General features: G+C 58.0%; 17 protein-coding genes and 1 pseudogene. 4 read left to right on the top strand and 14 right to left on the bottom strand.

Going from position 1 to position 25,430, the window contains the following annotated elements; genetic code table 11:
- Window positions 1-5: 5 nt before the first annotated feature.
- The 6 genes from KDG50_02970 to KDG50_02945 form a co-directional block, all read right to left on the bottom strand.
- The gene (locus KDG50_02970; GenBank protein ID MCB1864363.1) at window positions 6-2,315 is read right to left on the bottom strand and encodes a polysaccharide biosynthesis tyrosine autokinase; all 2,310 of its coding nucleotides are present in this window, start codon (window positions 2,313-2,315) and stop codon (window positions 6-8) included.
- Between the two features lie 37 nt (window positions 2,316-2,352).
- Window positions 2,353-3,069: a polysaccharide export protein gene (locus KDG50_02965; protein MCB1864362.1), complete on the bottom strand. Its 717-nt coding sequence runs from the start codon at window positions 3,067-3,069 to the stop codon at window positions 2,353-2,355.
- Window positions 3,070-3,864: 795 nt separating this feature from the next.
- A complete protein-coding gene (locus KDG50_02960; GenBank protein ID MCB1864361.1) occupies window positions 3,865-4,065 on the bottom strand; it encodes a hypothetical protein in 201 nt (66 codons plus the stop codon).
- Between the two features lie 13 nt (window positions 4,066-4,078).
- Entirely contained in the window at window positions 4,079-7,165 is a 3,087-nt protein-coding gene (locus KDG50_02955; protein MCB1864360.1) for an efflux RND transporter permease subunit, read from the bottom strand.
- Entirely contained in the window at window positions 7,162-8,244 is a 1,083-nt protein-coding gene (locus KDG50_02950) for an efflux RND transporter periplasmic adaptor subunit (GenBank protein MCB1864359.1), read from the bottom strand. The genes KDG50_02955 and KDG50_02950 overlap by 4 nt, the downstream gene beginning before the upstream one ends.
- A gap of 26 nt (window positions 8,245-8,270) precedes the next feature.
- Window positions 8,271-8,930, bottom strand: a complete 660-nt coding sequence (locus KDG50_02945) for a TetR/AcrR family transcriptional regulator (protein MCB1864358.1) — start codon at window positions 8,928-8,930, stop codon at window positions 8,271-8,273.
- Between the two features lie 88 nt (window positions 8,931-9,018).
- On the opposite strand from KDG50_02945, the gene KDG50_02940 reads away from it, so the two are divergent.
- Window positions 9,019-11,505: a hypothetical protein gene (locus tag KDG50_02940; protein ID MCB1864357.1), complete on the top strand. Its 2,487-nt coding sequence runs from the start codon at window positions 9,019-9,021 to the stop codon at window positions 11,503-11,505.
- A 46-nt stretch (window positions 11,506-11,551) separates the two neighbouring features.
- Here KDG50_02940 and KDG50_02935 read toward each other — a convergent pair whose 3' ends face one another.
- Together KDG50_02935 and KDG50_02930 are read right to left on the bottom strand one after the other, a co-directional pair.
- Window positions 11,552-11,767, bottom strand: a complete 216-nt coding sequence (locus KDG50_02935; protein ID MCB1864356.1) for a hypothetical protein — start codon at window positions 11,765-11,767, stop codon at window positions 11,552-11,554.
- A pseudogene (locus KDG50_02930) lies at window positions 11,764-12,442 on the bottom strand (SOS response-associated peptidase). Before KDG50_02930 ends, KDG50_02935 begins: the two are co-directional and overlap by 4 nt.
- Before the next feature lie 269 nt (window positions 12,443-12,711).
- On the opposite strand from KDG50_02930, the gene KDG50_02925 reads away from it, so the two are divergent.
- Genes KDG50_02925 through KDG50_02915 form a run of 3 tightly spaced genes read left to right on the top strand, consistent with a single transcriptional unit; the run spans window position 12,712 to window position 14,004 of the window.
- On the top strand, window positions 12,712-13,044 hold the full coding sequence (locus tag KDG50_02925) for a hypothetical protein (GenBank protein ID MCB1864355.1): 333 nt from the start codon (window positions 12,712-12,714) through the stop codon (window positions 13,042-13,044).
- Window positions 13,041-13,334, top strand: coding sequence for a flagellar transcriptional regulator FlhD (locus KDG50_02920; GenBank protein ID MCB1864354.1), 294 nt, complete (start codon window positions 13,041-13,043; stop codon window positions 13,332-13,334). Before KDG50_02925 ends, KDG50_02920 begins: the two co-directional genes overlap by 4 nt.
- A 16-nt stretch (window positions 13,335-13,350) precedes the next feature.
- A complete protein-coding gene (locus KDG50_02915) occupies window positions 13,351-14,004 on the top strand; it encodes a hypothetical protein (protein MCB1864353.1) in 654 nt (217 codons plus the stop codon).
- Between the two features lie 287 nt (window positions 14,005-14,291).
- Here KDG50_02915 and KDG50_02910 read toward each other — a convergent pair whose 3' ends face one another.
- The 6 genes from KDG50_02910 to KDG50_02885 all read right to left on the bottom strand — a co-directional run bounded on the left by KDG50_02910 (window position 14,292) and on the right by KDG50_02885 (window position 25,424).
- Window positions 14,292-15,311: a hypothetical protein gene (locus tag KDG50_02910; protein ID MCB1864352.1), complete on the bottom strand. Its 1,020-nt coding sequence runs from the start codon at window positions 15,309-15,311 to the stop codon at window positions 14,292-14,294.
- Window positions 15,312-15,576: 265 nt separating this feature from the next.
- The gene (locus KDG50_02905; GenBank protein MCB1864351.1) at window positions 15,577-16,152 is read right to left on the bottom strand and encodes a hypothetical protein; all 576 of its coding nucleotides are present in this window, start codon (window positions 16,150-16,152) and stop codon (window positions 15,577-15,579) included.
- Complete coding sequence (locus KDG50_02900; protein ID MCB1864350.1) at window positions 16,149-17,534, bottom strand: toll/interleukin-1 receptor domain-containing protein; 1,386 nt, start codon at window positions 17,532-17,534, stop codon at window positions 16,149-16,151. Before KDG50_02900 ends, KDG50_02905 begins: the two co-directional genes overlap by 4 nt.
- Window positions 17,535-17,647: 113 nt before the next feature.
- Entirely contained in the window at window positions 17,648-19,702 is a 2,055-nt protein-coding gene (gene brxL, locus KDG50_02895) for a protease Lon-related BREX system protein BrxL (GenBank protein MCB1864349.1), read from the bottom strand.
- The gene (gene pglZ / locus KDG50_02890; protein ID MCB1864348.1) at window positions 19,699-22,041 is read right to left on the bottom strand and encodes a BREX-1 system phosphatase PglZ type B; all 2,343 of its coding nucleotides are present in this window, start codon (window positions 22,039-22,041) and stop codon (window positions 19,699-19,701) included. Before pglZ ends, brxL begins: the two co-directional genes overlap by 4 nt.
- Window positions 22,038-25,424 (bottom strand): SAM-dependent DNA methyltransferase, encoded by a 3,387-nt coding sequence (locus tag KDG50_02885; GenBank protein MCB1864347.1) that lies wholly within the window; start codon window positions 25,422-25,424, stop codon window positions 22,038-22,040. Before KDG50_02885 ends, pglZ begins: the two co-directional genes overlap by 4 nt.
- Window positions 25,425-25,430: the final 6 nt, after the last annotated feature.

Below are 25,430 nucleotides of genomic sequence, written 5' to 3'. Positions count from 1 at the left end.
GCGGCTCAGCCCCGGGCCGAACCCGGCTGGCGTGTCAGACGCCTGGTGTCCCCGTACTGGTAGTGGTAATCGTATTCATACCCGTAACCATACGAAGAACTCTGTTGGGTCACCTTGGTCAACACCGCACCCAGTATGGTGCCGTGCTGCACTGCGCGCAGGCGTCGCAGCATCGCGCGCACCTGGACCTCGCGCGTTGAACCCGACTCTATGACCAGTGCCGTCGCATCCGCCATTCCAGAAAGCACCAGCGCGTCGGCCAGCCCCAGCACCGGCGGTCCATCGACGATCACGTAATCAACCTTCTCGCGCGCAAGCGTCAGCAAATCAAGCATGCGTCCGCCCGAAAGCAGTTCGACGGGGTTGGGAGGAATCGGGCCGGACGGGATCACGAACAGTCCCGGCACCGAGGTCGCACGCGAAATCTCAGCCGGCTTGGCATCACCGGTCAGATAGTTCGTGAGGCCGGAGTGGTTCTCCACCGACAGCTCGCGATGAACCGAAGGATTGCGCAGATCCGCATCAATCAGCAGCACCTTGCTGCCCGATTGCGTGAACGTGATCGCACAGCTGATCGCGGAAACGGATTTGCCCTCACCCGGACGCGCACTGGTAAACACCAGCGTCTTGGGCGCTCCGGAGCTGGTCGAGAACAGCAGCGCCGTGCGCAGCGAGCGATACGCCTCCGCAAAGCCCGAAGTGGGGTCCACATGCGTCGTCAGCGACAGCCGTGCCTGCGGCGCATCGCGGCCGGGCCGGTACTGCGGAATCACGCCAAGCACCGCCAGCCCGAACCGGCGTTCGACATCCTCAACGGAGGTGACGCTGTCGTCGAGTCGTTCCAGCAGCAGCGCAAGTGCAATGCCCAGCACCAACCCGACGAATACGGCCAGCAGGGCATTGCGCATGATGTTCGGCTCGTGCGGAAACCGTGGCAACTGCGCTTTGTCGACGATCGACACATTGTTGGTGTCGGAACCGGCAATGACACCGAGTTCCTTGACGCGCTGCAGGATGCCGTCATAGAGCTGACGGTTCGTATCGACGGCACGCTTGAGCGTGTTGTATTCGACGCTTCGATCCTGCAATTCGAGCATGTCCTTCTTGAGCGTGCCCAGCTTCGCACGCAATGCATTCTCCTTCTGCTGCGCGGCCTGATAGCGGCGATAGACCGCGGCGCGAACATTGGCGATTTCCGCCTGGATCTGCTCGTCCGTCTCCTTGATCTGGCCCTCGATCTGCTGCATGCGCGGATAGCTTGGCTTGTAGATCTTGGACTTGTCCTGATAGTCGGCCATGAGCTTGGCCTTGGCCTCCTTGAGCTGCTGGATGACCGGATTGTCGATGAACGCTGCGGCACCGGCATTGGTTCCGGCCAGGGAGTCATATTCGCTCTGCGCCTCGATGCGAGCGTTCTCGGCCTGCACCAGCGCGGCATTGACGTCCTTCAGACTCAGCGCGTTGATGGACTGCTTGTCATCCACGTTGACGATCTCGCGCACCCGCGCGAAGTCCACCAGTTCGCGTTCCGAGTCCTCCAGCTTTGCGCGAATCGTCTGCAGTTGCCCCTCGAGGAAGGTCTTTGCGCGCGCCGACGCATCGAAGCGGCGTTCGAGATTCATGTCGATGAAAGTCTGCGCCAGCGAATTTGCAACCGCCTGCGCGATCTGCGGATTGGGGCTGTCGTAGTGCATCGAAACCAGCCGCGAGTCGCGTTTCGGCGCCACGGTGAGGGAACGCTGAACGGTGGCGACTGCGCGCTCGCGCGCGGAGCGTTCGGCGCTGGTTTCCGGATCAGGCTCTGCGCTGGAAAACCCTCCGAACAGCTTTGCCAGCCAGGCGCTGAGGCCGGCGGACTTCGCGTTGGAGTTCGAATCGGAACTCAAGCCCATCTGGTCCACAACGCGCTCGGCCAGCGAACGGCTGGCCATCAGGTCGTATTGGGTCTGGTAGAAGTCCCGCGACCACCAGTCCATATCGGTCGGCGTCACATCCTGATAGTTCATCACACGGGCGGCCTGACGGTCGATCTGCAGAGTGGTGGTTGCGCGAAAGATCGGCGTCGCCAGGAACGAACCGACCAGGGTCGACACGACGACGAGCAGCAGCACCAAAACGATGGACCATTTGCGTCGCCGCAGGATCGCAAACAGTTGCCCGATGCTCAGCGCCGCCTCGCCTTCGTCGGCCGGCGCCGGCGCCGCATAGCCGCCATAGGGCGCCAGCGCCCGCGCGGGATCGGCGGCGATCAGCGCCTGCCCGACGCGTGGCGGCTGGGGTGGAACTTCCGGAAATTCGCGTGCGGATTCAGCCATGCTTGAGGATTCCGTGATCGCCTGATGCCAAACGCGTTCAGAACGGGCGGATAAACCCGCGCAGTGCGTCGGTAATGCCCTTGAAGAACGCCCGTCCGCTCGCCTTACCCACGAACACCCGGTCATCGCCGACCACGACCGGATCGCGCACCCTGCCGTCGCGAATCTCGTCGAGGCTCAGTCGATAGGCGACGGTTTGTCCGGCCTGGTCGCGAAACAGCACAACGTCGTCGGTATCGGCAAGTTCGTCGATGCCCTCACCGAGCGCTATCGCCTGCATCAGGGTCGTGCGCCCCTTGATTGGATAGATGCCGGGCTTTTTGACCCAGCCTTCCAGCGTGACACGCTGACTGGTGAATTCCTCGATGAATACGCTGACGTGCGGATCCTGCAGGAAGTCCTTCCCGTACAGCGCCTGCAGCTGCTCTTCAAGTTCCCGCGCGGTGAGCCCGGCGGCCTGAACGGCACCGATCAGCGGCATCGAAAGCTGTCCGCGGGTGTTCACCCGCACCTTGCGCGAGAGTTCCTCGGCCTGAAACACCGTGATCTCAAGGAGGTCATGCACTCCGATCCGGTAATCATCGGCCTTGGCGACCGGATCGGGTGGCGGTCCGTCGATGATGACCGGCTCAGCTCCGGCGGGGGATGGCGCCGGCGCACCGTCGGCGGCGGGTGCAGGGGCGGCTTGTGACGACGAAGTCCGGAAGGCCGGATCGTCCCAAGGATTGTCGAACGCCCCGGCGCCGGGAATCATCCAGACGGCCAGCGCGATACTGCACGTGGCTAAAACCGCTTTCCTGAATCGAGGCACGATGCGTTAGGAGCGCGTCAGCGCCCGGGCTGCGCGGCTGGACCGCAACATAGCCGTCAGAGTATGCACGATGCGCCGAATCCGGGGCAATCTGGTGCGCTGTGACTCGGTTGTGTTGGAAGCACCCGTGAGCGGCCGCTACACTGCCGCACTCCAGCCCCAATTCGATCACCGCCCGCGCTACGTCTGTGGCTGCCAGCCCGCCAAGCCCACCCGAACTCGCCCCGGCCGAGACGCACACGCCGATGATGCACAGGTGTCATAGCATTGTTTAATAAGGATACATACAAGAAAACGATCTACAAGTTACACTATGGGTTACAGTTTTTCGAAGGTTACCTGCTTCGCAATTATTTGTTATAAATTACTGTTTTATATAGTTTAAATATGAGTACCTGTTGCCCATTATCCCTTGTCATATCTGTACTTGACTTATATTGCCGACATCCCCTAGTTTACCCAGGGTAACGCAGTTCATTGTCAAGCGAGTCGCTATCTCGATAAAGATTTTTGACCTCCCTGTCAAAAATCGACTCGCCAACGCGACGATTAATTCTTTTTGCCCCGACCGGCCTGCGTCCGCCACGACTACGTATGACATTGCTCATAAATTCGCTCGTCACACTCCGTCATGGCTACCACAATGCCTCTACGGCAACTACAGCCGCTGCTGCATCTTCTCCGTAACTCGCTCTCGCTCATAACTGCGAATATGCAGACGGCGTTGCCTATTGGGGACTAATCGCCCTCGCTTCCGCTCTCCATGGCGATCAGCGGGAGCTGCTGCGCGGCGGCAGCTGTGTTTCCCTGTACGGCCTTGAGACCGTGATCCGCCGCCAGAGCGGCCTTCCAGGCGTGCTGCAGGGTTTCCGCGAAAGCATTCGTCATCGGCGCAAACAGGAAACATGCCAACAAATAACAGTAACCGCTATTCTTCATCAACCCTGTTACTCTACTCAGAAGGTGTCGCTGAAACAGCCCGTCGGTGCAACCAGCCATGCAGGTGTTTTAAACCATTCTCAACCAGCGAATAGACAGCGGGCACTACGACCAAAGTCAACAGCGTGGAACTGACCATGCCGCCGATCACCGCCACTGCCAATGGACCATTGGTGTCGGCGCCGGCCCCGAAACCCAGTGCTGCCGGTAGCATAACGATGATAACCGTCAGCGAGGTCATGAGGACCGGGCGAAGACGTAGCGGACACGCCTCCAGTAGCGCCTCCCTGATTTCTTTGCCCTCTGCACGCAGCTGGTTGGTCAGGTCGATCAACAGGATGGAATTTTTTGCGACCAGCCCCATCAGCAACACCAGCCCCATCATCGAGAATATATTGAGACTCATGTCCGCCAGCCACAGCCCGGCTACACCACCGACGATGGCCAGCGGCTGGGCCACCATAATGACGAAGGGCTGGATGAATGAGTCGAACTGGCTGGCCAACACCATATAGACCAGTACGATGGCGGAGACGAAGGCAAACAGCATGTACTTGGCGGTCTTCTCGAATTCCTCCGCGCGGCCGATCATCTTGATCTCGTATCCGGATGGCAGCAGCTCCATAGCAACCTGTTTGACCAGTTCGGCTGCTTCGCCCTCGGAGATGGTGGGCGTGGCAAAGAAATTGCCCGAATACCTCAGGTCGAAGCGGGTCACCACGGCCGGGCCGATGTCCTCCTTGAGACTTGCCACCGTGTCCAGACGTACTAACTTGCCGTCGCGCCCGCGCAGGTAGATGCGATGCAGCTCATCCGGTGTCTTGAAGCTGCCCTCGATGGCTTTCAGACGCACGTCGTAACGTTCGCCATCGCCGGGCAAATCGTTGTACTTGGCCACATCCAGACCACCAGCCAACACGTTCACCGCCAGCGCGATTTCCTGCGCGGACAAACCGATGTCCTGGGCGCGGGTGCGATCAATCTGCAGGGTCAGTTGCGGCAGTTCCAGTTGCAGATCGAGATCCACGCTCCCCAATTCCGGCATGCTGTTGAGCCGTTGCTGCAGCTTGTGGCTCCATCCAGCGACGCTGGCGACATCGGGTCCCAGCAGTACGAACTGCAGGGGTTCGCCACGCTGCCCGCCCAAAGGTGGGATCGGGGAAGGAAAGGCCTTGATGCCGGGAATTTCCGCCAGGTCATCGCGCAACTGGTCGATAATCCGGTACATGTGCAGATTGCGTTGTTCGCGCGGTTGCAGACGGATGAAGATCTCACCGCGGCTGGATTGTCCGGTTTCACCGGTGCCGATGGTCGAGAACCAGCTGGCAATCCCTTCATGCTGGCGCAGTCGTTTTTCAACTTCAGCCAGACGGCCGTCGGTATACGCCAACGTGGAACCCAGGGGTGTCTTGAAGCTGATCAGAAAACGTCCTTCGTCTTCCTCCGGCAGAAAACCCTTGCCGAGTTCGCCCATAAAAAAACCGCTGGGATAGACTGCCACGATGGTTAACAGCACCACCAGCCAGCGAAAACGCAAGGCGCCGTGCAGCATCCGGCGGTAGGCCCGTTCCAGGGCACGAAAACCTTCTTCGAGGAATCGATAGAGCTGGCCATGCTTCTTCGCTACGTTGAGGTAACGGGAACAGAGCATCGGCGTCAGCGTAACTGAAACAAACAGGGAGACCAGCACCCCGAACGTTACCACCACCGCGAAGGAACGGAAGAAACTGCCGATGACGCCCTGCATGAAAATAACCGGCGCGAAGATGGATACCAGGGTCAAGCTGGCCGCTATGACCGCAAAAACCACCTGATTGGTGCCGTGCAGGGCGGCGGTTTTTGCATCGAGGCCACCTTCTTCGCGATGCCGGTAGATGTTCTCCAACACCACGATGGCATCGTCCACCACGATACCAATCAGCAGCAGCAAACCCAGCAGCGTCATGGTATCGAAGGTGTAACCAAAGAAGTACATCACCGCCACCGCGCCCAGCAATGACACCGGTATGGCCAGGGCGATGATGGCGGTGGCGCGCAAACTCTTGAGGAACAGCCAGACGACCAGGGCAGTCAGCAATGTGCCCAGTACCAGGTGCTCCTCCAATGCAAAAACCAATTCATTGATCAGATCGGCATCGTTGGAGGCAATAGCGATTTTCATACCTGGCGGCAACTGCGGAATGATCTCTTCATTCAGGCGCTGCTCTACCGCCTCGATAATAGCTACCGCGTTGGCGCCGGTCACCTTGACAATACCCAGACCCACGGCGGTCTCGTCATTGAAACGGGCCAGCCGCCGGTTGTCCTCCAGACCGTCTACCACCTGCGCAATATCGCTGATGCGAATCGGCGCACCCTCACGATAAGCGACGATCAAGTGTTCCAGATCCGCAGGCTGATGGAACTCCAGATCGAGCTTGATCAGGTATTCACTGGTATCACCCACCAGGAATCCACCCGGCATCTGGAAGTGCTCGCCCTGGAAGGCACGAATCAGATCCTGGGTAGTGACGCCAAAGGCGTTCATCCGATCCACATCGAGATTGACACGAATGGTGCGCTCGCGCTTGCCACCGAGACGTACCTCGCCTACACCGTCGATATTCTCCAGCCGTTTCTTGATCACCGTACGCGTGTATTGATTGAGCTGCTGAAGCGTGCGGTCGCCTTGCAGCGTGATCCACATGATAGGAATGGCGCCGAATTCGACCTTGGCTACCACTGGCGGATCGGCATCGTCGGGCAGATCCCGCAACGCCTGGTTGACCTTGGCCTGCACCTCGTTGAAAGCCACGTCGACGTCCTTGGTCAGATTGAAGGTAATACGCACTACCGAGGCGCCAGGCGATGAGTCGGACTGCACGTGCTCGATCCCCGGAACACTGTTGACCGCTGTCTCGATCAGGTTGGTGATACTGGCATCGATGATCTCAGGATTGGCACCGGGCAAGGTCGTGGTCACCGAGATCATCGGGAAATCGATATAGGGGTAACGGTCAACGCCGATACGATCGAAGCTGACCAGTCCGAACAGAACCAGCACGGCACTGAGCATCCACGCCAGCACATGTCGGTTGATGGAAATCTCTGGCAGTGTCATTCGTCTTTGACCTCAATCAGCGCGCCATCGGTCAGAAAACCCGCACCATCCGCGACGACTCGCTCACCAGCGGCAAGACCCTCAAGAATCTCAACCTGCCCGGCCTGCCGCAAGCCGGTGCTCACTACCCGCTGCACCGCCCTGCCGTCCTTGATAACGTAAACCACGGTGCCTGCGGGCCGACGCACGACGCTGACCTCGGATACCATGACCGCGTTCTCGTGCCGCGCTACCCTCACCGCACCAGTCACACTCGCACCGGGTTCCCAGGGCCCCGGATTCTCGACATTCACAATAATCTGGGCCGAACGGCTGCCAACGGTGATAGAGGGGCGTACCTCACTGATTGTGGTTTCGACGCTGACATCCGGGGCCGATGGACTGCTCAACCTGACTGGCAAGCCGGCGTGTAATTGTGACAACAGGGTTTCGGGATAGGGTAAGCGCGCCTTGAGCCAGTCAAGGTTGCCGATACGCATCAACGGCGAAGCAACTTTTACATAGTCTCCTACAGAAACCTGAGTATCATCGACACGCCCTTTAATCGGACTCAGGACCCTGGTTTTCCTGATGTCGCGCTCAGCCTGTTGCAGACGCACCCTGGCCCCGGTAAGTTCGGCCTGCAAGGCACCGAACTGTGCTTCCGCATCATCCAGCGCGGACTGATTTGCCGACTTTTTCTGAACCAGTGCACGATAGCGCTGCACACCCAGACGTTGTGCACGGATCAGGGCCTGCAGACGCTCGATGTCAGCCTCGGCCATGTCCTTCGCGAGTTGAAAAGCTTCCGGGTCGATCTCGGCCAGCACCTGCCCTTGCACAATCCGATCTCCCACATCGACATTGACCGCCGTCAGTCGACCGGCCACCTCAGCGGCAATGAGTGGCGCAACCTTGGCTTCCAACTGGCCGACGGAGGGTTCCCATACCTCAACATCGCGAGACTCGGCTACCGTCACAGTGACCGGCACCATGCGGACAATCGGTTCCTGTTTGTCCTCTGGCTGTTCCGTTTTTCCTGACGTTGAAGTCATCAACAGGGTGCAGAGTAACAGTCCGGTGAGTGTTGCTTTATTCATTGCGAATCCTCGGCGGTTCAATCTCATTATTGGTTTTTCTGTCCCTTCACATCGGATAACGCACCCCGCAACAGAAGGTCAAACACAGCGCTGCTGTAACGGGCCGGCGTTCTGGCAAAGCCACCCTCGGCCAGGTGCGCTGTTACTGATCGGTTTTCAAAGAAAAACACGTTCGCGCCCAACATTAAAAACGCCAGCAATGCCGGATCGAAATCCGCGCGCAAGAGTCCCTGTGCCTGCCCGTCAGTCACCATGCTCACTAGGCGGGTGAAGTAATCGGCGAATACCTGACTTGCCAGCGCCTGTTCCCGGCTTTCCTCACTTTCCGCTATTTCGCGCAGAATGAGCCGCACAGAATCCGGGTTCTTCAACATTGCCGCCAGATGTGAAGCAAAAAAATTCCAGAGATTATCGACCGCAGCGGATGGGCCGCCGGCCTGTGTATCGGCCAGACTGCCAACCGTCTCTTCGCAAGCTGCTTTCAACACCGCAAGGTAAAGCGCTTCCTTGGATCCGAAGTGATGAAACACATTGGCCTTGCTCACCCGCGCCTGGCGGGCGATTTCATTCATGGAAACCGCATCAAACCCCTTATCCGCAAACAGCTGTTTGGCCACACCAAGAATGGCGAGTGCGCCCTCACTCAGGGTGTGAACAGGCGTCGATTTCTGACTGGCTTGTGCCATTCGTTTTCCCCCTGCCCGCGCGATTTAGGCTAATCAGACTGACCGACCGGACGGTCAGTGAATTGATGCTAGCAACCGCTTCAACGACATGCAAGGTCAAAATCAACACTGGGATATGCTCGAAGAAACGGCTGCGGAATACCCTTCCGAGGGAAAACCAGCCCCCATGGAGTATGAAGTCGGTCGGAATAGCTTGGCGCTGAAAAGTGCTGCACTCGCAGCCCCAGCCATATCTCCAACGGCGCGGTTGGTGGCGACCCCCTGCCGCATGGCTAATCCGGGTAATTCTGGAAATACGCCTCCCTGGGCAATCCAACATGCGCTGAACCAGATTGGCAAACACCCGCATGTAGATGCCATCGGGCCTGTCAAAATTAGCCCCGATGGCATCTGCTTGGCTTCTGCATCTATCAGGACGAACCTGCCCATCGTATGGCGAGCTGCCGGCAAGAGCCCGACCGGGGTCCGGCTTGTTGAGCCTGTCTTCTTCCAGTTCCCGGCAGACTATCCGGCCAACCCGCCACGGATATATCTCCGTACCGATTTCAACCGCTCCCTCCCCCATATCCAGCCGGGCAACCCAGAGGACCCAGTTGAACCATGTTACTTTGAAGGTGACCCGCGTGAGTTGCTTCACAGACAGGATATTGGCGCCATCGTCAATCAACTGGTCTACTGGCTGGAACGAGCGGCAAAAGACGAACTGATCGATCAGGAGCAGGGCTGGGAACCTGTCCGCCGTGACAGCATTGATGACTATGCTGTTGTGGAACACAGCTCATTGCGACAACTTGTTGGGAAACGCCCCGCGTTCAGATTCCTCCCTGTCGAGTACGTCAAGTACATTCCGACTGTTGAGTCACAAAGGTCCGAGAAAGGGTATTCCTTCTATGGTTCAGTGCAATCAGATCCTGTGCCGGTTAACTGGGATTACCTCGGAGCATTACGTGTTCCATCAACGTCCTCGAAGGTCTTCCAATACGGAGATTCCATCGCCATATTTGCAACGCCAGGCAGATTGCCGTCAGGCACGCCGTTTATATACGACCATTATGTGCCAGAAACGGTTACCAACGTATCAACACTGATACAACAGGCCTATGAATATGGATGCGGGAAAGAACTTGAAGATACCCTCTCCCACTTGCATCAGATAACTGAAAACGTTCAGGGTGTTACTCAACGCATTCCCATTCTTATCATCCTCTGCGCGAGACGGCCGACACATTTAATCGGTTCCAGCAGCGATCTGGAACTCATCCCCTACCTGCTCGAGACGCTGGCGCCGATGTTTACTGACGACTATGCTACTTTTCCTGTTCATCCTGTTGCATTGCGACATGCAATCTCGCCACAGCTCCTGCGGGATGTGTCGGGCATTAACATACCTGATGACCGTATGCTCGTGCACCTTGGTTGCGGCAGCCTGGGGTTGAAGATAGCCCTTCATATGGCTCGCGCCGGCCTGGCTCCCTCGATAGTTGCAGATAACCGAACCTTGTCGCCGCATAATACCGCCCGTCATGCACTTATACCCGTCAAAGAACGTTTCGATATCTCGTGGATGAACCGGAAAGCTGGTGCATTATCTGGCGCTATCAGTGGTCTGGGACAATCCGCCGATGCCGTAAATATCGATGCAGTTTCACTCGGTGCTGACAAGAAGCGGTTGTGGAAAGTCATACCCAAAAAGACGTGGGCCGTGGTTAATTCCACCGCATCTCTCGCGGTGCGTGACACACTGGCCGTACTCCCCACGGAAACCATGCCCGCACGCGTACTCGAAACGTCATTATTCGCCGAGGGCTCAGTGGGCCTGATGACGATCGAAGGGCCCGACAGGAATCCGAACACGTCGGATCTAATCCTTGAGGCCTACGAGATAATTCGGTCAGATGAAACACTCCGCGAACGTTTTTTCGGTAACAATGGGGATCTGGAGCGCCAGGAAATTGGGCAGGGTTGTTCATCCACAACAATGATAATGCCCGATGCCGATATTTCTCTGTTCTCCGCATCCATGGCTCGCAAGCTATTGGAAATGCGGAAGCGGCAATTACCCGAATCCGGCCAAGTGCTTATCGGCAAGCTGGATGATGATGGGCTCGGGCTGACCTGGACAACCGATGATATAGCCCCGTATCACAGCGTACAGGCGGAAAACGATTCGACCGGGCAGATCCGGATTTCACCACGCGCTCACCAGCTGATTATTGAGGAATGCGGGGAATATCAGGCAGTTGAAACGGGTGGCATCATACTGGGATCTGCCTCAGAAATCAGAAAGACGATAGTCATCACCAATGTCCTGCCCGCTCCTGCTGATTCACAACGCTCTGCAGCAACGTTCGTACTCGGTACGCAGGGTGTTAAGCAGATGGTGGAAGATTACGCCAAACCGACCGGCTACGTCTTACACTGTGTTGGGACATGGCACAGCCACCTTCAGGACACAGGAGGATCACCCCGCGATTATCAGACGGCTGAGATGATTGCTGCGAAGATTGCGATACCGTCAGTTTTGCTGATAAAGACACCTTCTGGTTATCGAGCAATCCTTGCGAGAGGTGATTGACGCAAATTGGTTTCCATAATATGACCCTGCTCCAGGCCGTATCCAATCAGTAGTACTGTCGGATGTACCCAAATGCCTTGTCGAACAAGTCCTGATCCATGATCTTGTACTTTACATAAATCGCCTTGCGCAGTGCTTTCTGGACTTCGCGCTCGCCGGCCTTGGTGTCCTTATATCCCGTAGAGCGAATTACTATGGCGCCGCGCTGCTGCGATAAAAGCCGGTGATCACTTGTTTGACAAAGAGTCAGATTGCTTTTCACGCATTGTCTAGAATCACCGGCTCGATACATTTGGATTCATCGTCTTTCGGGCTGTTCACCCGCTTACTGACTGGGTACAAGGTCATCTGCTTGGCCGGATAGGGACGCAGCAAACTGAGCAGATGTTCAGTGTCCGCGGTCTCGTGACCCAACCAGGCGTCATAATTGTCTTGATCCAGAATCACCGGCATCCGGTCATGGATGGGCCGCAGCAGTTCGTTGGCGTCGGTTACGACGATGGTACAGGATTCGATGGTCTTGCCGTGCTCGCCTTCCCAGTACTCCCACAGGCCGGCAAAGGCGAAGAGATCCGTATCCTTCAACCGCACCGCATAGGGCTGGCGACCGCGGGCTGTCCGTTCCCACTCGAAAAAAGCCGCTGGCGGGCACCAGGCACCGCCGCTGCCGGAAAGCCGCGCGGTAGGCTAGCTTGGTAGACACGGTTTCGGCACGCGCGTTGATCATGCTGAACTTCGTCTTCTCCTCCTTGGCCCAGTGGGGGATCAGGCCCCAGTGCAGCATGACCAGTTGCTTACCCACCTCGCCTTCGCGTATCGCCGCTATGTCCTGCGAGGGGGCGATATTGAAACGCGCAGTCAGGAGCGGCATCTGCTTCAGAGCGAATTGCTCACGCAGGCGTTCGCGGGGTGTATCGAGGTAGAAGCGGCCACACATAATCAGACGCTAGCCCAGCGGACCTAGGGATGCCAGCAACGACAAATCGAGCTTGAAGAGCAGCTTGCCTGCGCTATGTAAGTCATTGTTTTGTCGTATTCCTCCGCGCCACCGATTCAGCACGGTGCCTCAATTCCGTCTAGGCCCTATCACAATACGCCAGCCAATAAAGCCCCGAAAGCGGCGCCTCTGCCGCCGCCTTTCCTTCTTTTTCTTTTACAACAGCAACTTAACATAGCGCCACAAATCAGCACTTGGGAGCACAGGCGGTGACCGAACCCCTCTCAGCGACACATCAATACCTGCTCGCGCACTACGGGCCGTTGTTGACATTCAAGCACTTAGCAGAGGTGTTGCATCTTAGCCCTAACGGGGTGCGTATGGCCATTGCGCGTAGACGCCAGCCGCTCGCGGTGGCGCTGGGCGAGGCGCGGCGGCAGCTGGGTCGGCGGGTCTATTTCGAGGCGCGCGTGGTAGCCGAGGCCATCGATCGGCGCAGCACGATCCCTGCCAATGTTACAGCGAGATTACAACAGGGTGGCAGATCGTCCGATAAAGACTTGAGCACGCTTGAAAAATGCCATGGGGGGATACAAAGATGACATACGATTTCTCACAGATAAACCTGCAGTACCTGATTCACGCCCGCGACCTCACCCGGCGGGATCCGCAGCTGGCCGCGACGCTGACGGGTCTCGCCGATGACCTGGCACACATGCTGGCGGAGCTGACGCCATACCAGTTGTCGCAGATCACCCAGATCAAACTCCCGCTATTGATTCCGCGCCAGGAGACCTGGTGGTGGTCGCGGCTGTTCGCCGCCGTGCGCGAGGGGCGCGCGGAAGAGATCGCGACCATCATGGAACACGCCACGCTGTTCACGGTACGGTGAGAGGGAGGGCGAGCACATGAAGCCTGAAACCGATTCAGCGTTGTTTCTGTCCAGCCTCTGTCCTTTTGCCAAGGCCGATCGCGCGGTTTGCACCGCGGAGCTGTGTGGCTATGCCACGCGGATCCAGGAATCCGCGCGCCTCATCCAGCTCGGCGCCCGGGCGGGACTGGTCGCGCAATTGACCGGCCTGGAAAAGACCACGGTCAACCGCTTGTATCGGCAGTTGCACGGTGAACCTTCGCCGCCGGGACAGATGCCGTTCACCGATACCTGGTACCGAGCGCATGATCGCCGCATGTTGCAGGCGACCCTAGTCTGGCGACTGCAGGATCGTCTGCTACAGACCGGACGCAGCGCGGCACGCGCCCTGATCGATGCCTATGAAGCCTATGAGCGACTGATCGGCAAACCGCTCTTCGATCTGACTCGCGTCGTGCATGTGCCGCGCCTGGTCAATATGGAGACCTGGCGTGAGCGACCCTGTCAGGACTGCGGAACGTCCTTTCTCTCGCCCGTGGACTGTACAAAACTTATTTGTCACGGCTGTCGGCTTTACCACCGACATCGCTGCCGTGATTGTGGCGTCCAGTTGCCGCTCCAATCCCGAGGCCGCCGGCGCGAGACCTGCCCCCAGTGTGGCTTCAATAAACATCGGGGGAGGCAGCGCTGAGCATGCCAGGACCACCTTGACTTCCAATCTGGGACCTGCTGACGGATTTGAGTCAGCGCGTATTGCTCCTGGATGGGGATATGCAACCGACCTTGTTCAGACAGACCTGCATACACTGTTATGCTGTACTCTCACGATACGAGATTCCACGCTTGGTGAACTTATCCAATAGCAGATCAAATGGCTTCAGCGGTGCGTGTTCCCCACATCTTGATCGCAGTATAAGTCTTTCCATTCGAGTGAATCAGTTCGTCGTCTCTGATAGGCAAAAGGTCTGACGAAACGCATTAGACGTAAAACTTGAGCGGTTGCCTCTCGGAATCCTTTGCAGAGCCCATTGTCAGGACATCTCCAACTTTATTGGCAAACCGGATAGTGACAGGAAGGCCATCGCTGTAATTACACGCGTTGTAGTTAATCTTCGTCAGCCCCATGATGTCCTGAAGCACAGTCTTGATACTTGGGAATTCTCTGGTACTGCGCAGGATCGTAATCAACAAAGGATTTGGCGTTTCCGGTCCGATATAAGTATCAAGACGAGGGACGAAGCCGTTCGTCCAGAGGTAAGCGTTCCTCTCATCAAGGATAAGGGCCGTTCCGCGCAGTACCGGATAGTCCCCGTTCCGAAAAAGCTTCGTGTCCCCGGCCGTCGTCTTGATCCGTACACCAATGACATTGGTGCCTTGGGGGGCCGCCTCCGTAAATGCCTGCCATTCCCCGTCCTCAAAGGTCGTTCGCCCGTGAATGAAAAGCTCTTTTGGCAGCGTCCCGTGCTTGTCCTTGAACGTGTCGAGTACTTTGGAGATCAGCCTCTTGGCTTCTGGCTTTTTGAGATGGAACTCATAGTCTCCGGTTTTCCAAGGACCATTGGCGCCGCGAAAGACGACCGCATCACCTTCATTCAAGAACATCTGGGCTGCGCAACAGGCATGCTCCTTCGGATCGTTTGGAATCAGTTTGAACACGAGCCCGATATAACAAACACCCGGCCTCACATTCGCCAATTTCCAAGGCGGCTCCGGCTGCGTTTTGTAATAGAGGCCGGTAGCAATGTTCCATGCAACGCTTGCGGCATCCTGGAGGGGCCGAAGCGGATAACCAGCCCTATTCACGAATTGGTCAGGCGCGAGTGTTGTCTCCCGGATGAGCTGTGACGTGTGACCCAGCTTGAGCAGGCGTGCTTTGACCTGCCTATGAAAATCGGGAACATCGTCAAAAATGTCTTCATCGCTCTGATCAACCACTCCTTCGAACAACGGCATATCTGTTCGGGTCTTTTGCTTCTTTGCAAACTCGCCCTGTAACAACTAGAGTGTCTTCGTCGCTCGTGAATGATTTTGGGACGTCCCAGTCAACCAAAATCGACTCGCTCCTTGACAACTTGTCAGGCCCCGATTCGCCCTGCGTGCGTTGCGACTGCGGACTTCCTCGTTGGGAAGCCCTCCGTCTCAACTCCCGCAAATGGCTTGACGGCGTTTCGCGATGCGCTTTGCATATGGCCTTCGCCGGCTTCGGGAATTACATCCCCTGCGCCACTACGGCCATACGCCCGCGCGCTACGCCTATCGGGGACTATCCGCCTCGTGCTTCGCACTTCCTTGGCGGACAGCGGTCGAGACCCGAGCGTCGCGAGAGCGGCTTGCAACGTTCGAAGACGAGTTCTGGCAACACAAAGACCCAGACATCGACGGTCCGTTCCTCGTTCTGGTCCTGGTACTCGATTTCCCGGATATAAAGATCAACCGCTTTTCGAACCGCTTCATGCCGGTTGACTGTCTTCGTCGCGTCATCCAGCTCCTTGAGGTCCACTCTCCGCTCGACGAAGTCTCCGGGACTGATCAAGAGGCCGTAGGCTTCCTCCAGGCCCGGAAAGTTCGACAAATGAAGACGGTGCTCTTTGTCCCTCTTGCCGGGTTTCGGGATCGAGATGAAACCACCCAAGTTTATCGCCCAGTTCCTGAAGTAGTTCAGCCCCTCTCTGGTTCCGATGACGCCGACCGAAATCTCTTTTGAGCGGCTAGGTCCCGAATGGGGACCGTAAAGCAAGAGCCCGTCCTTGGGATGATCGGACACCTGCCCGTAACCGAAGACCAAGTCCGGTTCCTCGACGTAGGCGACTTCGAGCGCTTGCTCCTGCAGCTCCGTCATACATCCTCCTCGTCCGTATAGTTTCCAAGCGTCGAGCTGTCCTGCTCCTCGGCGTCATCGTCCATCGCATCGGGCAACGCGGTGGTTACAGGCGCCGTCACCGTCACCGGATACGCGTCGATCATCAGGGCTGCCGTCCCCGAAAGTGGCAGTTGTATGAAGGCCTCGTCACCAGACATCAATTCGAGGAATGCCATCATGCGCCCGTGCCACGCCTTGTTTCGCCAGCCTTTGCAGATGCTGCGTCTGAGGCGATGCTGCTGATCCGTCTCAGAGAAGACGGCACCGGCTTCCTTGCCGGTCAATTCGGAGAACAACACGCGCGATTTAAGCTTGAAATGAGGATAGGGCCATAGAGCTGGCACAGCGGAAACGCCGTACTGCCAGACTTTGCCGCGCGAGATGTTGCGAAGCATCGAAGAACGGCGCCGCCCTTGCCGCCCCCAGGACAATTTCTTGCCCAGCGGAATCTGGTCCTTGGTCACGTGAAAGGCGAGCTGGTTGGAGAAAGCATATTCATAAAGCCCCTTCTCCCTGCATAAACGTTCCCAAGCCTTGCGGAACATGGATGACATAAGATTTTTGGCCTCGCGAGGCCGTATGTCAGGAGCGGCACTACCCTTCTCCAGGAACTTAGAGAGATTGTGGGTTGAGTGAACAGCAAACTTTCCAATATGAGCAAAATCCTGGTCGATCTCCTCAGGCACCGCGAAAGAAAAGAACCCTCGATGGTATACCTCCGCAGGATATTGACCGTCTTTGCAGGCACCAGCCATCAGCGTGTGATCAATAGCTCCAGTAGGTTGGTAGTAACGAATGGCGTCCGGAAGACTCGCAATACGGATCCAATTCAGTGTGAGAACTTCCGGCAACGGTTCGACCCGTATTGCCAAACGCTTCTTGTAGTGCTCCCAATTGGGATTTATATGGATCGTGTCTGTAGAGCGAGAGACGGACTGATTTTCCAGCGTATCTAGAAGATCGCGGAGACCCTTCGCCCAGCTCCCGACAAAATCGACGTACTGGAGCTCGCCGATTCCAAAGACTCTTTTGTATGGCTCTAGACGAAGGGGGATAATGAACCGGTTGTCGTCGAGCAACTTGACGAGGTCAGAGGCAATACCGATCTCCTCCTGTACGCCATCTTTTGCCAAGGTCGAATCCCGGCAACACAAGAGCATCTTGATTGCCTTGTTCTGGAGCGTATTTGTGATCTCTTTGCGCCAGCGGTCGCCTGCCTCCAAAGTCACGATATCTGCGAAAACCTTGTATCCAGCCGCCTCTAGGCGAGGAGCTAACCAAAGCACAAACTCATCATCACCCGGCGTAGCCTTACTAATGAAAAGAGTCTTTCGTTCTGAATTCGCGGTTTCATTATCCATGCGTTACTGGTTTACTGTTCACTTTGTCCTTATCATGCGGCTTTTGCTCTTATTGCGGCGTCTGCGAATCGTGGCCACCCAGTTCTCAAGCGCTTCAATGTCGGCCTTGAAGGTCACTCTAGCAACGCTTTAAGCAGAGCATCTGGCGTATCCGAGTAAAACTGGATATTGATCCGCGTTGCCATATCGTCTGACAACTCGAATAGCTGCTTCCGTGCCGACACGGGCATCAGCACAGTATCAGCGCCTTTCTCAACGGCGACCTCGATAATACCGACAGCATTCGCCAGCGGTTCTATTGAGCCGCCGAGGTTGAGCGCTCCGACAACAATCAGTCCCCCCTTGGTACTTTTCTCAAGCAGGCCGCTGCAAAGGGCCATCAGAGCCGGTAGGCCGAGGGCGGTTCCGCTGCGGTCGTTGTCCATAGCACGCAGCTGTAAGGAAAACTCGTGAGAGCGCGGGTCTCGATCGCCGACCAGTTGCTTTGCCCTGGTATAAAGATTCTGCTCGGCGTACCTGACGCTTTCCCGGAACGCGGGCGGTACTGGTGCGTTCAGGATCTTGACGCCACTTCCCTTGCCAACCGTCACTTCGAGGCGGTACAGACTGGCACCCGTCTCGGGTCCGCCCGGGCTGATGCCCCACACCTGGCCCGGAGGTAATGGGTCGAGTTCGATCGCTTCGTCGCTATGCAGCTCCGGCGTCGATACGAACTTCTCGACACCGTCTTCGCCCATCGCGTAGCTGAAGTGTGTATTGCGGAATTCACTCTTGAATACTCGCTTCTGTTGCTCCTTCACCCGTCGGCGGACTTCGAGGGCGACGCGAACCATTTCCTCCAGTTCCTCGTCTGGAACCGTCATCTCGGGGTCCGGGTAAATCAGCTTGAGCAGGCCGCTCACTGTCTTGTTGACGGCCGTGATGTCTCGTCCACTTAGCGCCCCACCGTAATTCACTCGCCCCTGAAGCACCGGGATTCGACTTCCGGTGCGTAACCGGCTCCAGCACTCGGACAGGAAGTCACTGACCAAGCCGAAGTGATCTGTAAAGTGTTCGTTCGGGTTTAGCTTCGGAAAATCCCACCCGGGCGCGTACGCGTGGATGCGATCCATAAAAGCGGTATCGTCTCGCATCTCTGGAGGCAATGGGCTCAGCAGGTGACCGACCCGTTGCTGATGCTCGACTTCGACATCAAGGTTTCCAACCATCACGATGCCGCCCTCGGCACGGATGCTTTCCTTACCACGTGAAAACTCGCCGGACTCCATGTAACCCTTGAGGATGTTTACGCCGTCTTTCTGATCAAACGACACACCGGAGATTTCGTCGAAGCATACGACGTCGTATTGGCACACCAAGCCACGCTGCCCGTTGGCATTGTTGACGAACATCTTCGCCACTGTAGCCTTACCACCGGAGATCAGATGTGCGTATGGGGATATCTGCTGGTAAAGGTGGCTCTTGCCCGTCCCGCGTGGGCCCAGCTCGACCATGTTGTAGTTGCGTTCCACGAACGGCACCATCCTGACAAGCGCGACCAATCGTGCACGCTCCGACAGTGCGGACGGCTCCAGGCCCACGCTACGCAGCAGAACGCGTTTCCATTCCTCAGTCGTGAAATCGTGGCGGCCGCGTTTGAGCGTATCCAGCACATCTGCCTTGGAAAGCTGGATAGCACGCAGACTGTCGATCGCGAAAGGACGGCCACCCTTCTCCTGAGCGATTGCAGCGTCGTAGCTCAACGTGACTTCCGCATAGAAGCCATCGGTGAGCATGCGCTCATGCTGTTTGACGAGGCTGTCTTCGATACGGACATCCTTGATCGCGAGACTCGGCAGTTCCGCTACGAACGAGTCCGTCTTTGCATCAAGCTTTGCTCTGACGATATCGATCAGCTTGATTGAACCTTGGTCGCGAGCCCGCGCCTTGAACAGCTCCTCTTCACCCGTCCTGACCGTGCGGTCCGACAGCTGGCGCTCGACGATCGTAAGCCCTTCCTCAATTTCCTGTTCGTCCGTGCTAGCGCAGTAGCGACCGAGGAGAAACTCGACCACGTACGTCGGGACCGGATACTGACGGCTGTACTTGCGTACCAGGTCCTTGCGAACCAGGTAGCCTTCAAACGCCGTCGCTGCCAGACGGTCGAGTTGGTCGAGTTCTACTTTCAATCGTCACCCCCGATGATGGTGGGTTGTTTCGTTATCACGTGGCCGCTGACATCCAGCACCACTACCACTGCCGGCGTGCCCTCAAGCTCGTCGTCAGCAACCAAAAGGCTGGCCGCTCCTTTGGCGTCCACCGGTCGCACCTTGCTAACACTCGAACTCGGATCATTGACCTTCGACCGCAAGTCCACGGACAAGCCAGCCTGAGCGGCCTCGACCTGAACGCGGCAACGCAATCCGACCCAGGAGACCTCTTCAATCTTCGCGGCTGCCTTAGCAGCGGCTTCGCCGGCCGTCACCCGAATCACCGGAACCAGACTCTCCTGCAGGCTCATCCCGCCGTGTGCGTATTCATTGCCTGCGCCAAAGCAGGCAATCCCCGGTGCCACTGCAACCCGCTCGTGGGCATTCCAATGCCACCGGACGGTCGGAACCTCAACCGTCGATCCACCCTTGATCGCAGCGCATCGAGCCCAGCGGCTTGCAGTCAGGTACTTCGGCAAATCGACCTTTGGTAACCCACCGGGGAGCCAGAGCCAACCGTGGTCCGTTACCACTCGGATCTCGCGCCAACCGGCGTCGAGCAGAAACTCGATACGCTCAAGCAGCAAATCGACCTGTTCTTCGATTCGGCCGGCGAGCTTGCCCTGTAGGGAGTGGCCCAACTTGTCGAGCTCGCCATTCTCGGTCCAGCCGCGGCCAGAGGAATCGCCCGATTCGTCGGCGCCTATGTACTGGTAGCCGGCAGTGGTCAGAAGTTTTCGGAACCGGTCCGTGGTCAGCGGCTGCTCGGCATCTGCCGTCGCAGGAAGAAAATCCTCCCCGATTGACATACCCTTGATGCCCTTTGTGACCGGTGAGACTGCTGGCTTGGCGGTCGCGGTCACCGTCGGCAGGCCCGCCCACCGGGTCGACAGCGTCACGGACCAACCCTTCGTGCGCATGCGTTCGACCAGGCGTTGTGAGACGTCGAAACGGAGGCCATCGGCGAAGAGTACCAGGCCGCCGGATTCAACCAGAAGATCTTCCAGCCCTTGCCCATCGTGCCCCGGAAGGGGCTCTTTCTCGGCCAGAGCCTGCAGATGCTCAGCCGCCGACTCCAGCCAGGGCCGGTAGACAGCGTTCAACGCCTTGCCCACGGCCTGGGCATCGCCGGATGACTTCACCGCGGCCATTGCAGACAGCGCGGCGGTGTCAACCTCCCAGGCCGTGTCGACATACAGCTTCGCCATCTCGCCAGTCGATGCGCCGCCAAGTTTGGTCGCCGCACGTTCCGCAAGCTCGGCCAAGTGGCCGAGCGCATTGGCGAGCGGCGCCTGGCCCAGCTTCGCCCAGACCCACCCCCGTCTCGGTCCGTGCGACTTTTCGAGTTCGAGGACCTGTTCACGCGCTTTGGTGGGCGTGGATTTCTCCAACGCAAGCAGCGCTTGCCGCAGTGCCGCCTCTTCCTTCTCGTTGTTTTGGGGCCAGGAGGAAGGCTCCACGAACAACTCGCTTGGCATCGCTTTACTGAGTAGCTCCGGAACGCCTGGATAGAGCACCGGCGACTCGGTGAATCGCTCCCACACCGCAGCCCACGGGCCTTCCCGCCTGCCGAGCAGATCTGCGCCGACCAGCTCACCGTCTTTGTCCGGATCGAACGAGAAATCCGCCTTGCACCGGGACTTAAACGCGCTCCACCGACCGCTGTTCCAACCCGACTTCACCGCCTCGGGCTCACTCAGCCATAGCAACAGATCCTTGGCCGGATCGTCCGAAAAGAGCTTGTCGAAATCCTCCGCCTCGAGATGCTTACCCTTCAACCGATCGACCGAGGTCGTGGCCAATTCCGCCAGGGCACCGAGAATGGCCCGTCGGGTGGTCGCATCGCGCGCGACGTCTAGACCAAGCCCACCTTCTTCGGAAACCAGAAAGGCCTCGACCGTCCAGTCCTTGCCGTTCTTCTGGGTCCAGCAGACTCCGCGGTACTGCAGCTCCACCAGCGGCTTAAGACTGTCCGGGCATTCCTGGACCGCCCGGAGCTCCTGCCGGCTCACCCCGGGGAGGTAGACGATCGGTGTTACCCCGTCCGGCAGTTCAATCTCAGGCAGTCCCCGGTCTACGACACTTCGAAGCCAAATCGCCGGCCCTATTCGCTGGTCAGGTTGGTATTCCCCGAGCGTGAGGAGCTGCGGCAGCAGCCGGCGGAGCTGCGGAATGATCGGTTTCCACTGTGCGTCGTGGTCCGTCCACAAAACGGCGTACGGATGCACGACATCGTTCGGGTTGTACTTCGCCGCCGCCGCCAGGGAGCCAACGAGCGCCTCTATGACTGCGTTGCCGGAAATATCCATGGCCGTCATTTGGCGGAGCCGTACTTGTTGCCGCCGGCGCGCGCCGCCTCTCTAGCCGCGCGCTTTTCGGCAAGAGTGAGGTGAACGTCGTTGACCCGCTCCCCGGTGAACTTGCCGTTTTGCCAAAACCAGGGGTGTTGGGACTGCTCGCGAACAGGCTCTTTGCCGCGGTCTTTCTTCCAATGGATATTCGGCTTGGCGCGCAAGATGCCGGCGCCTTTCTTGCCACCGACGATGTCCTGGGCCATGAAGGGGCGGATATTGAGCCGGACACCGTCGTTGATATCAGGCTCCCAGCCGATAGCCTGATCTTCAATCGGTTTCCAGCGGACGAAGAGGTCGAAGGGCGGTTCGCCTTCGAGGATGGCGACGAGGCGCTTTTGCAGTTCCAGCGCGGCGGCCAGCCGGTCTTCGGCGCCGCCTTCGCCGCGCTTCACACCATCCTGCTGGCGACCGATCCAGTCGCCGAGATAACTGTAGGTGAGGGATTCCAGCAGGCGCCGGCCCTTTCCGTTACCTTCGGCCAGCTTATGGTAGTTGACTAGGGCATGGAATCCATCGCCCTTGCGGCTGTCCCAGATGTGCCAGATGAAGGGGCGGTGGTGGAACAGCTTGCAGTGCTGTTCGAAGAATCCGTTACGCAGCCAGTCATCGAGATTTGAACTGCCTGATTCGGCGAGCAGCCTGGTCAGGATGCCGTCGTTCCAATCCCCGTAGGCGGTGTGCAGCAGTTGTAGCAGTCGTTCGTGCGCCGGCCGCTCGCCGCGAACGGCGGGAATACAAACGATACCGTCGTCATCCGCTAGCTTTTCCAGACCATCCGGGCCGAGCGTCGGGCAATCGGGAAAACTCGAACCGGTCTGGCGCGGCCACCGGTAGCCAAGCAACCGCGCCACGGAGACTTGCAACGGCTGGTCTGCACCAGCAGGATTACCGTTGAACAGCCATTGCGTCGGGTCGCTGGAAAACGGCTTCGGCAATCCGTGCGGATATTTCTCCGCCGCCACCTTGTGCCAGTGCGCCAGGTCGAGGGGGACTCCAAGAAAGTAACCCACTCGGACTTGAAGACTTTGTGTCTGTGTCCGAACGCTTTCGTTGAATTCGGGGTCCATGCACAATGCAAATAATGCCGGAAGATCTTCAGGCTTTTTTGGGATCAGGGGAACGCTGAGGTCGTTGAAAATCTCCCCAAGGAACTGAGTGGCGCGGACAGTTCCAAACTGCGACAGAAGTACACCGGCTTTACCTAGTGCCGTCGGTGGAGGAAAGTTGTGAGCGGTGCTCTGCATGTGCAACGCTCCTTTGCCGTGTTCCCAGCGTAAGATCAGTGAGCGTCCCACAAAATCTCCGGTTATCTCCGGCGTGGAAACAAACCATTCCCATGAAACACCGCGATCAGCTACTTCCCAGAAGCAAAGGGTGAACCGTTTGGTGTCACCAGTCACAAACCCCTGCCAAGTGGTTGCGTAATCTCCAAGTCGGGAACGATGCGAGGAATTTAAAAACGTAATTCTTGCATCTGGGTTACTCAACTGCGCGTCCTGATCGCCTCGCCACAGTTTGCCACTGCACAGTTGATCGGCCTTAACTGTAGGCTGTTTTGCAGGTGACACATCGACTCCGGCTAGCAAATGCGTTTTGCTTGGAATCGTTCGAGAGATTATGCCGAGTTGAACATTGAAATCCCACATTGGCGTCTGAAACCCCTTTGCTCCCAATCGTGCCACGATATTCCACTGAGATTGTTCCAGCATCCCAATCCGAAGCTCGCTGTAGGTCTTGAGCGAGAGCCAGTTTTGCGGGGTGACGAGCGAAATGGTTGCACCGTAAGCGCAGAAGGCCAAACAACGCTCAACAAAACACGTTGCAAGGTCAGCCTTGGCTACAGGGTGGAAACGTTCGCAATAATCTTGAAGTACTTCATTCTGCTTTCCACGTCCAAGGTAAGGCACGTTCGTCGCGACAAGCGTAAACTGGCTGGCGAGAATTTCCGCCGCCTTGGCCAGACCGCGCGCCGTCACGGCCATTTCATACGCGCTGTCGCCCTTGATCTCCTGCGCCAGCGCCTTTTCCAGCAGCGGCTGGAGTTCATGGAACGCGGCCTCCAGCAAGTCACCCTCGCCGGCGCGCGGGTTGATGAGGCTGCCCAGCACCGACGCCTTTTGGAACAGCCGGTAAAGCCGCTCCATGCCGCGTTGGAGTTTCTCATCATCGCCGGCAATCGCCAGCCAGTCGGCTTCGCGGGTGTTCGGCGCGAGGCCGGAGCAGGCCAGGTTCATCGCAGGCAGCGGGCGATGGCCCACGCGCCGCCACGCGGCCAGCGCCAGGTTGAACGCGCCAATCTGCGTGCACCGCGGGTCGATCTCCAAGCCGAACAGGTTGTCGCGAATGACCGCCGCCACCGCCGCTGCTTCGTCCAGCTTTTCCTCGGCCAGGCGCAAGGCCACCAGCCGCTCGAACATCGCCACTACAAAATGACCGCTGCCCATGCACGGGTCGAGGCATTTGAGTTCCTTAGCAGAGTTCGGCCATCCGCCGAACGTGCCGGCGGCGGGTGTCCACTGGCCGTCCGTGCGCTGGATGAAGCGGAGGTAGTTCCATGGACAGTCCGGCAGCGCGACGGCCTGACGGAGCTCGTCTTCCCTCTTAGCGTTTTGGGCCAGCTTGGGATCTGCGGCGAGGACTTTGCCGGCGTGCCACGCGCCCAGCGTATTGTCCAGGAGGAAGTCCACCATGTAATCTTCGGTGAAGAGTTGGGTGACGGACGGCAGTTCATCCGCGCCGATCTTGTTGCCAGCGGCATTGACTTCGCCCTTCTTCTTCGTCTGCCAGAACTGGTAAACCCAGCCGAGCGCATCGGTAGCCGCGAACACATCTGCCGGCAGCCCCTCGACCAAGCCTTCGAGCTTCAGGCGGTGTTCTCGCGCTAACTGCACCTCGAAGACCGGATGATCTGGCCTAAATACCTGCGGTAACATCCGGTGCGCGAAGCGTGCCGCCAGCACCCACTTGTCGATACCCCCCTCCTTAGCCAACTCCTCACATTCATTCAGGGTTATGGCGACGCCCATCTCGGGCTCGATCAGCAGGTGATTCTCAGCAAGGAAGCGGGCAAACAACATGCCGTGCCAGTGCTCGTAAGCGCACTCATGCACCAGATGATCGATTCCGTGTCCGCCCGAGCGCGCATCGGGGCGATCACCAAGCTGGCGGGCATGCGCTCGCAAGCGCCGGCGCAGAGTGCGTTGCTCCGAGCCCATATGGCCGTACGGCTCGTGGTGCTGTACTGCAAGCGCCTCGAGCGCAACGCGCGCACCGGCCTCGGCGACATCACGGGCTTCAACTACCGTTCGCTCGAGCTGCCTGCGGAATTCTGTCGAGAGTGTCTTCATGTCAGC

The sequence above is a fragment of the Chromatiales bacterium genome (assembly GCA_020445605.1).
Taxonomy (GTDB): domain Bacteria; phylum Pseudomonadota; class Gammaproteobacteria; order JAGRGH01; family JAGRGH01; genus JAGRGH01.
The sequence above is the reverse complement of the archived record's forward strand: the minus strand, read 5'-3'. Positions and strand labels throughout refer to the sequence as shown.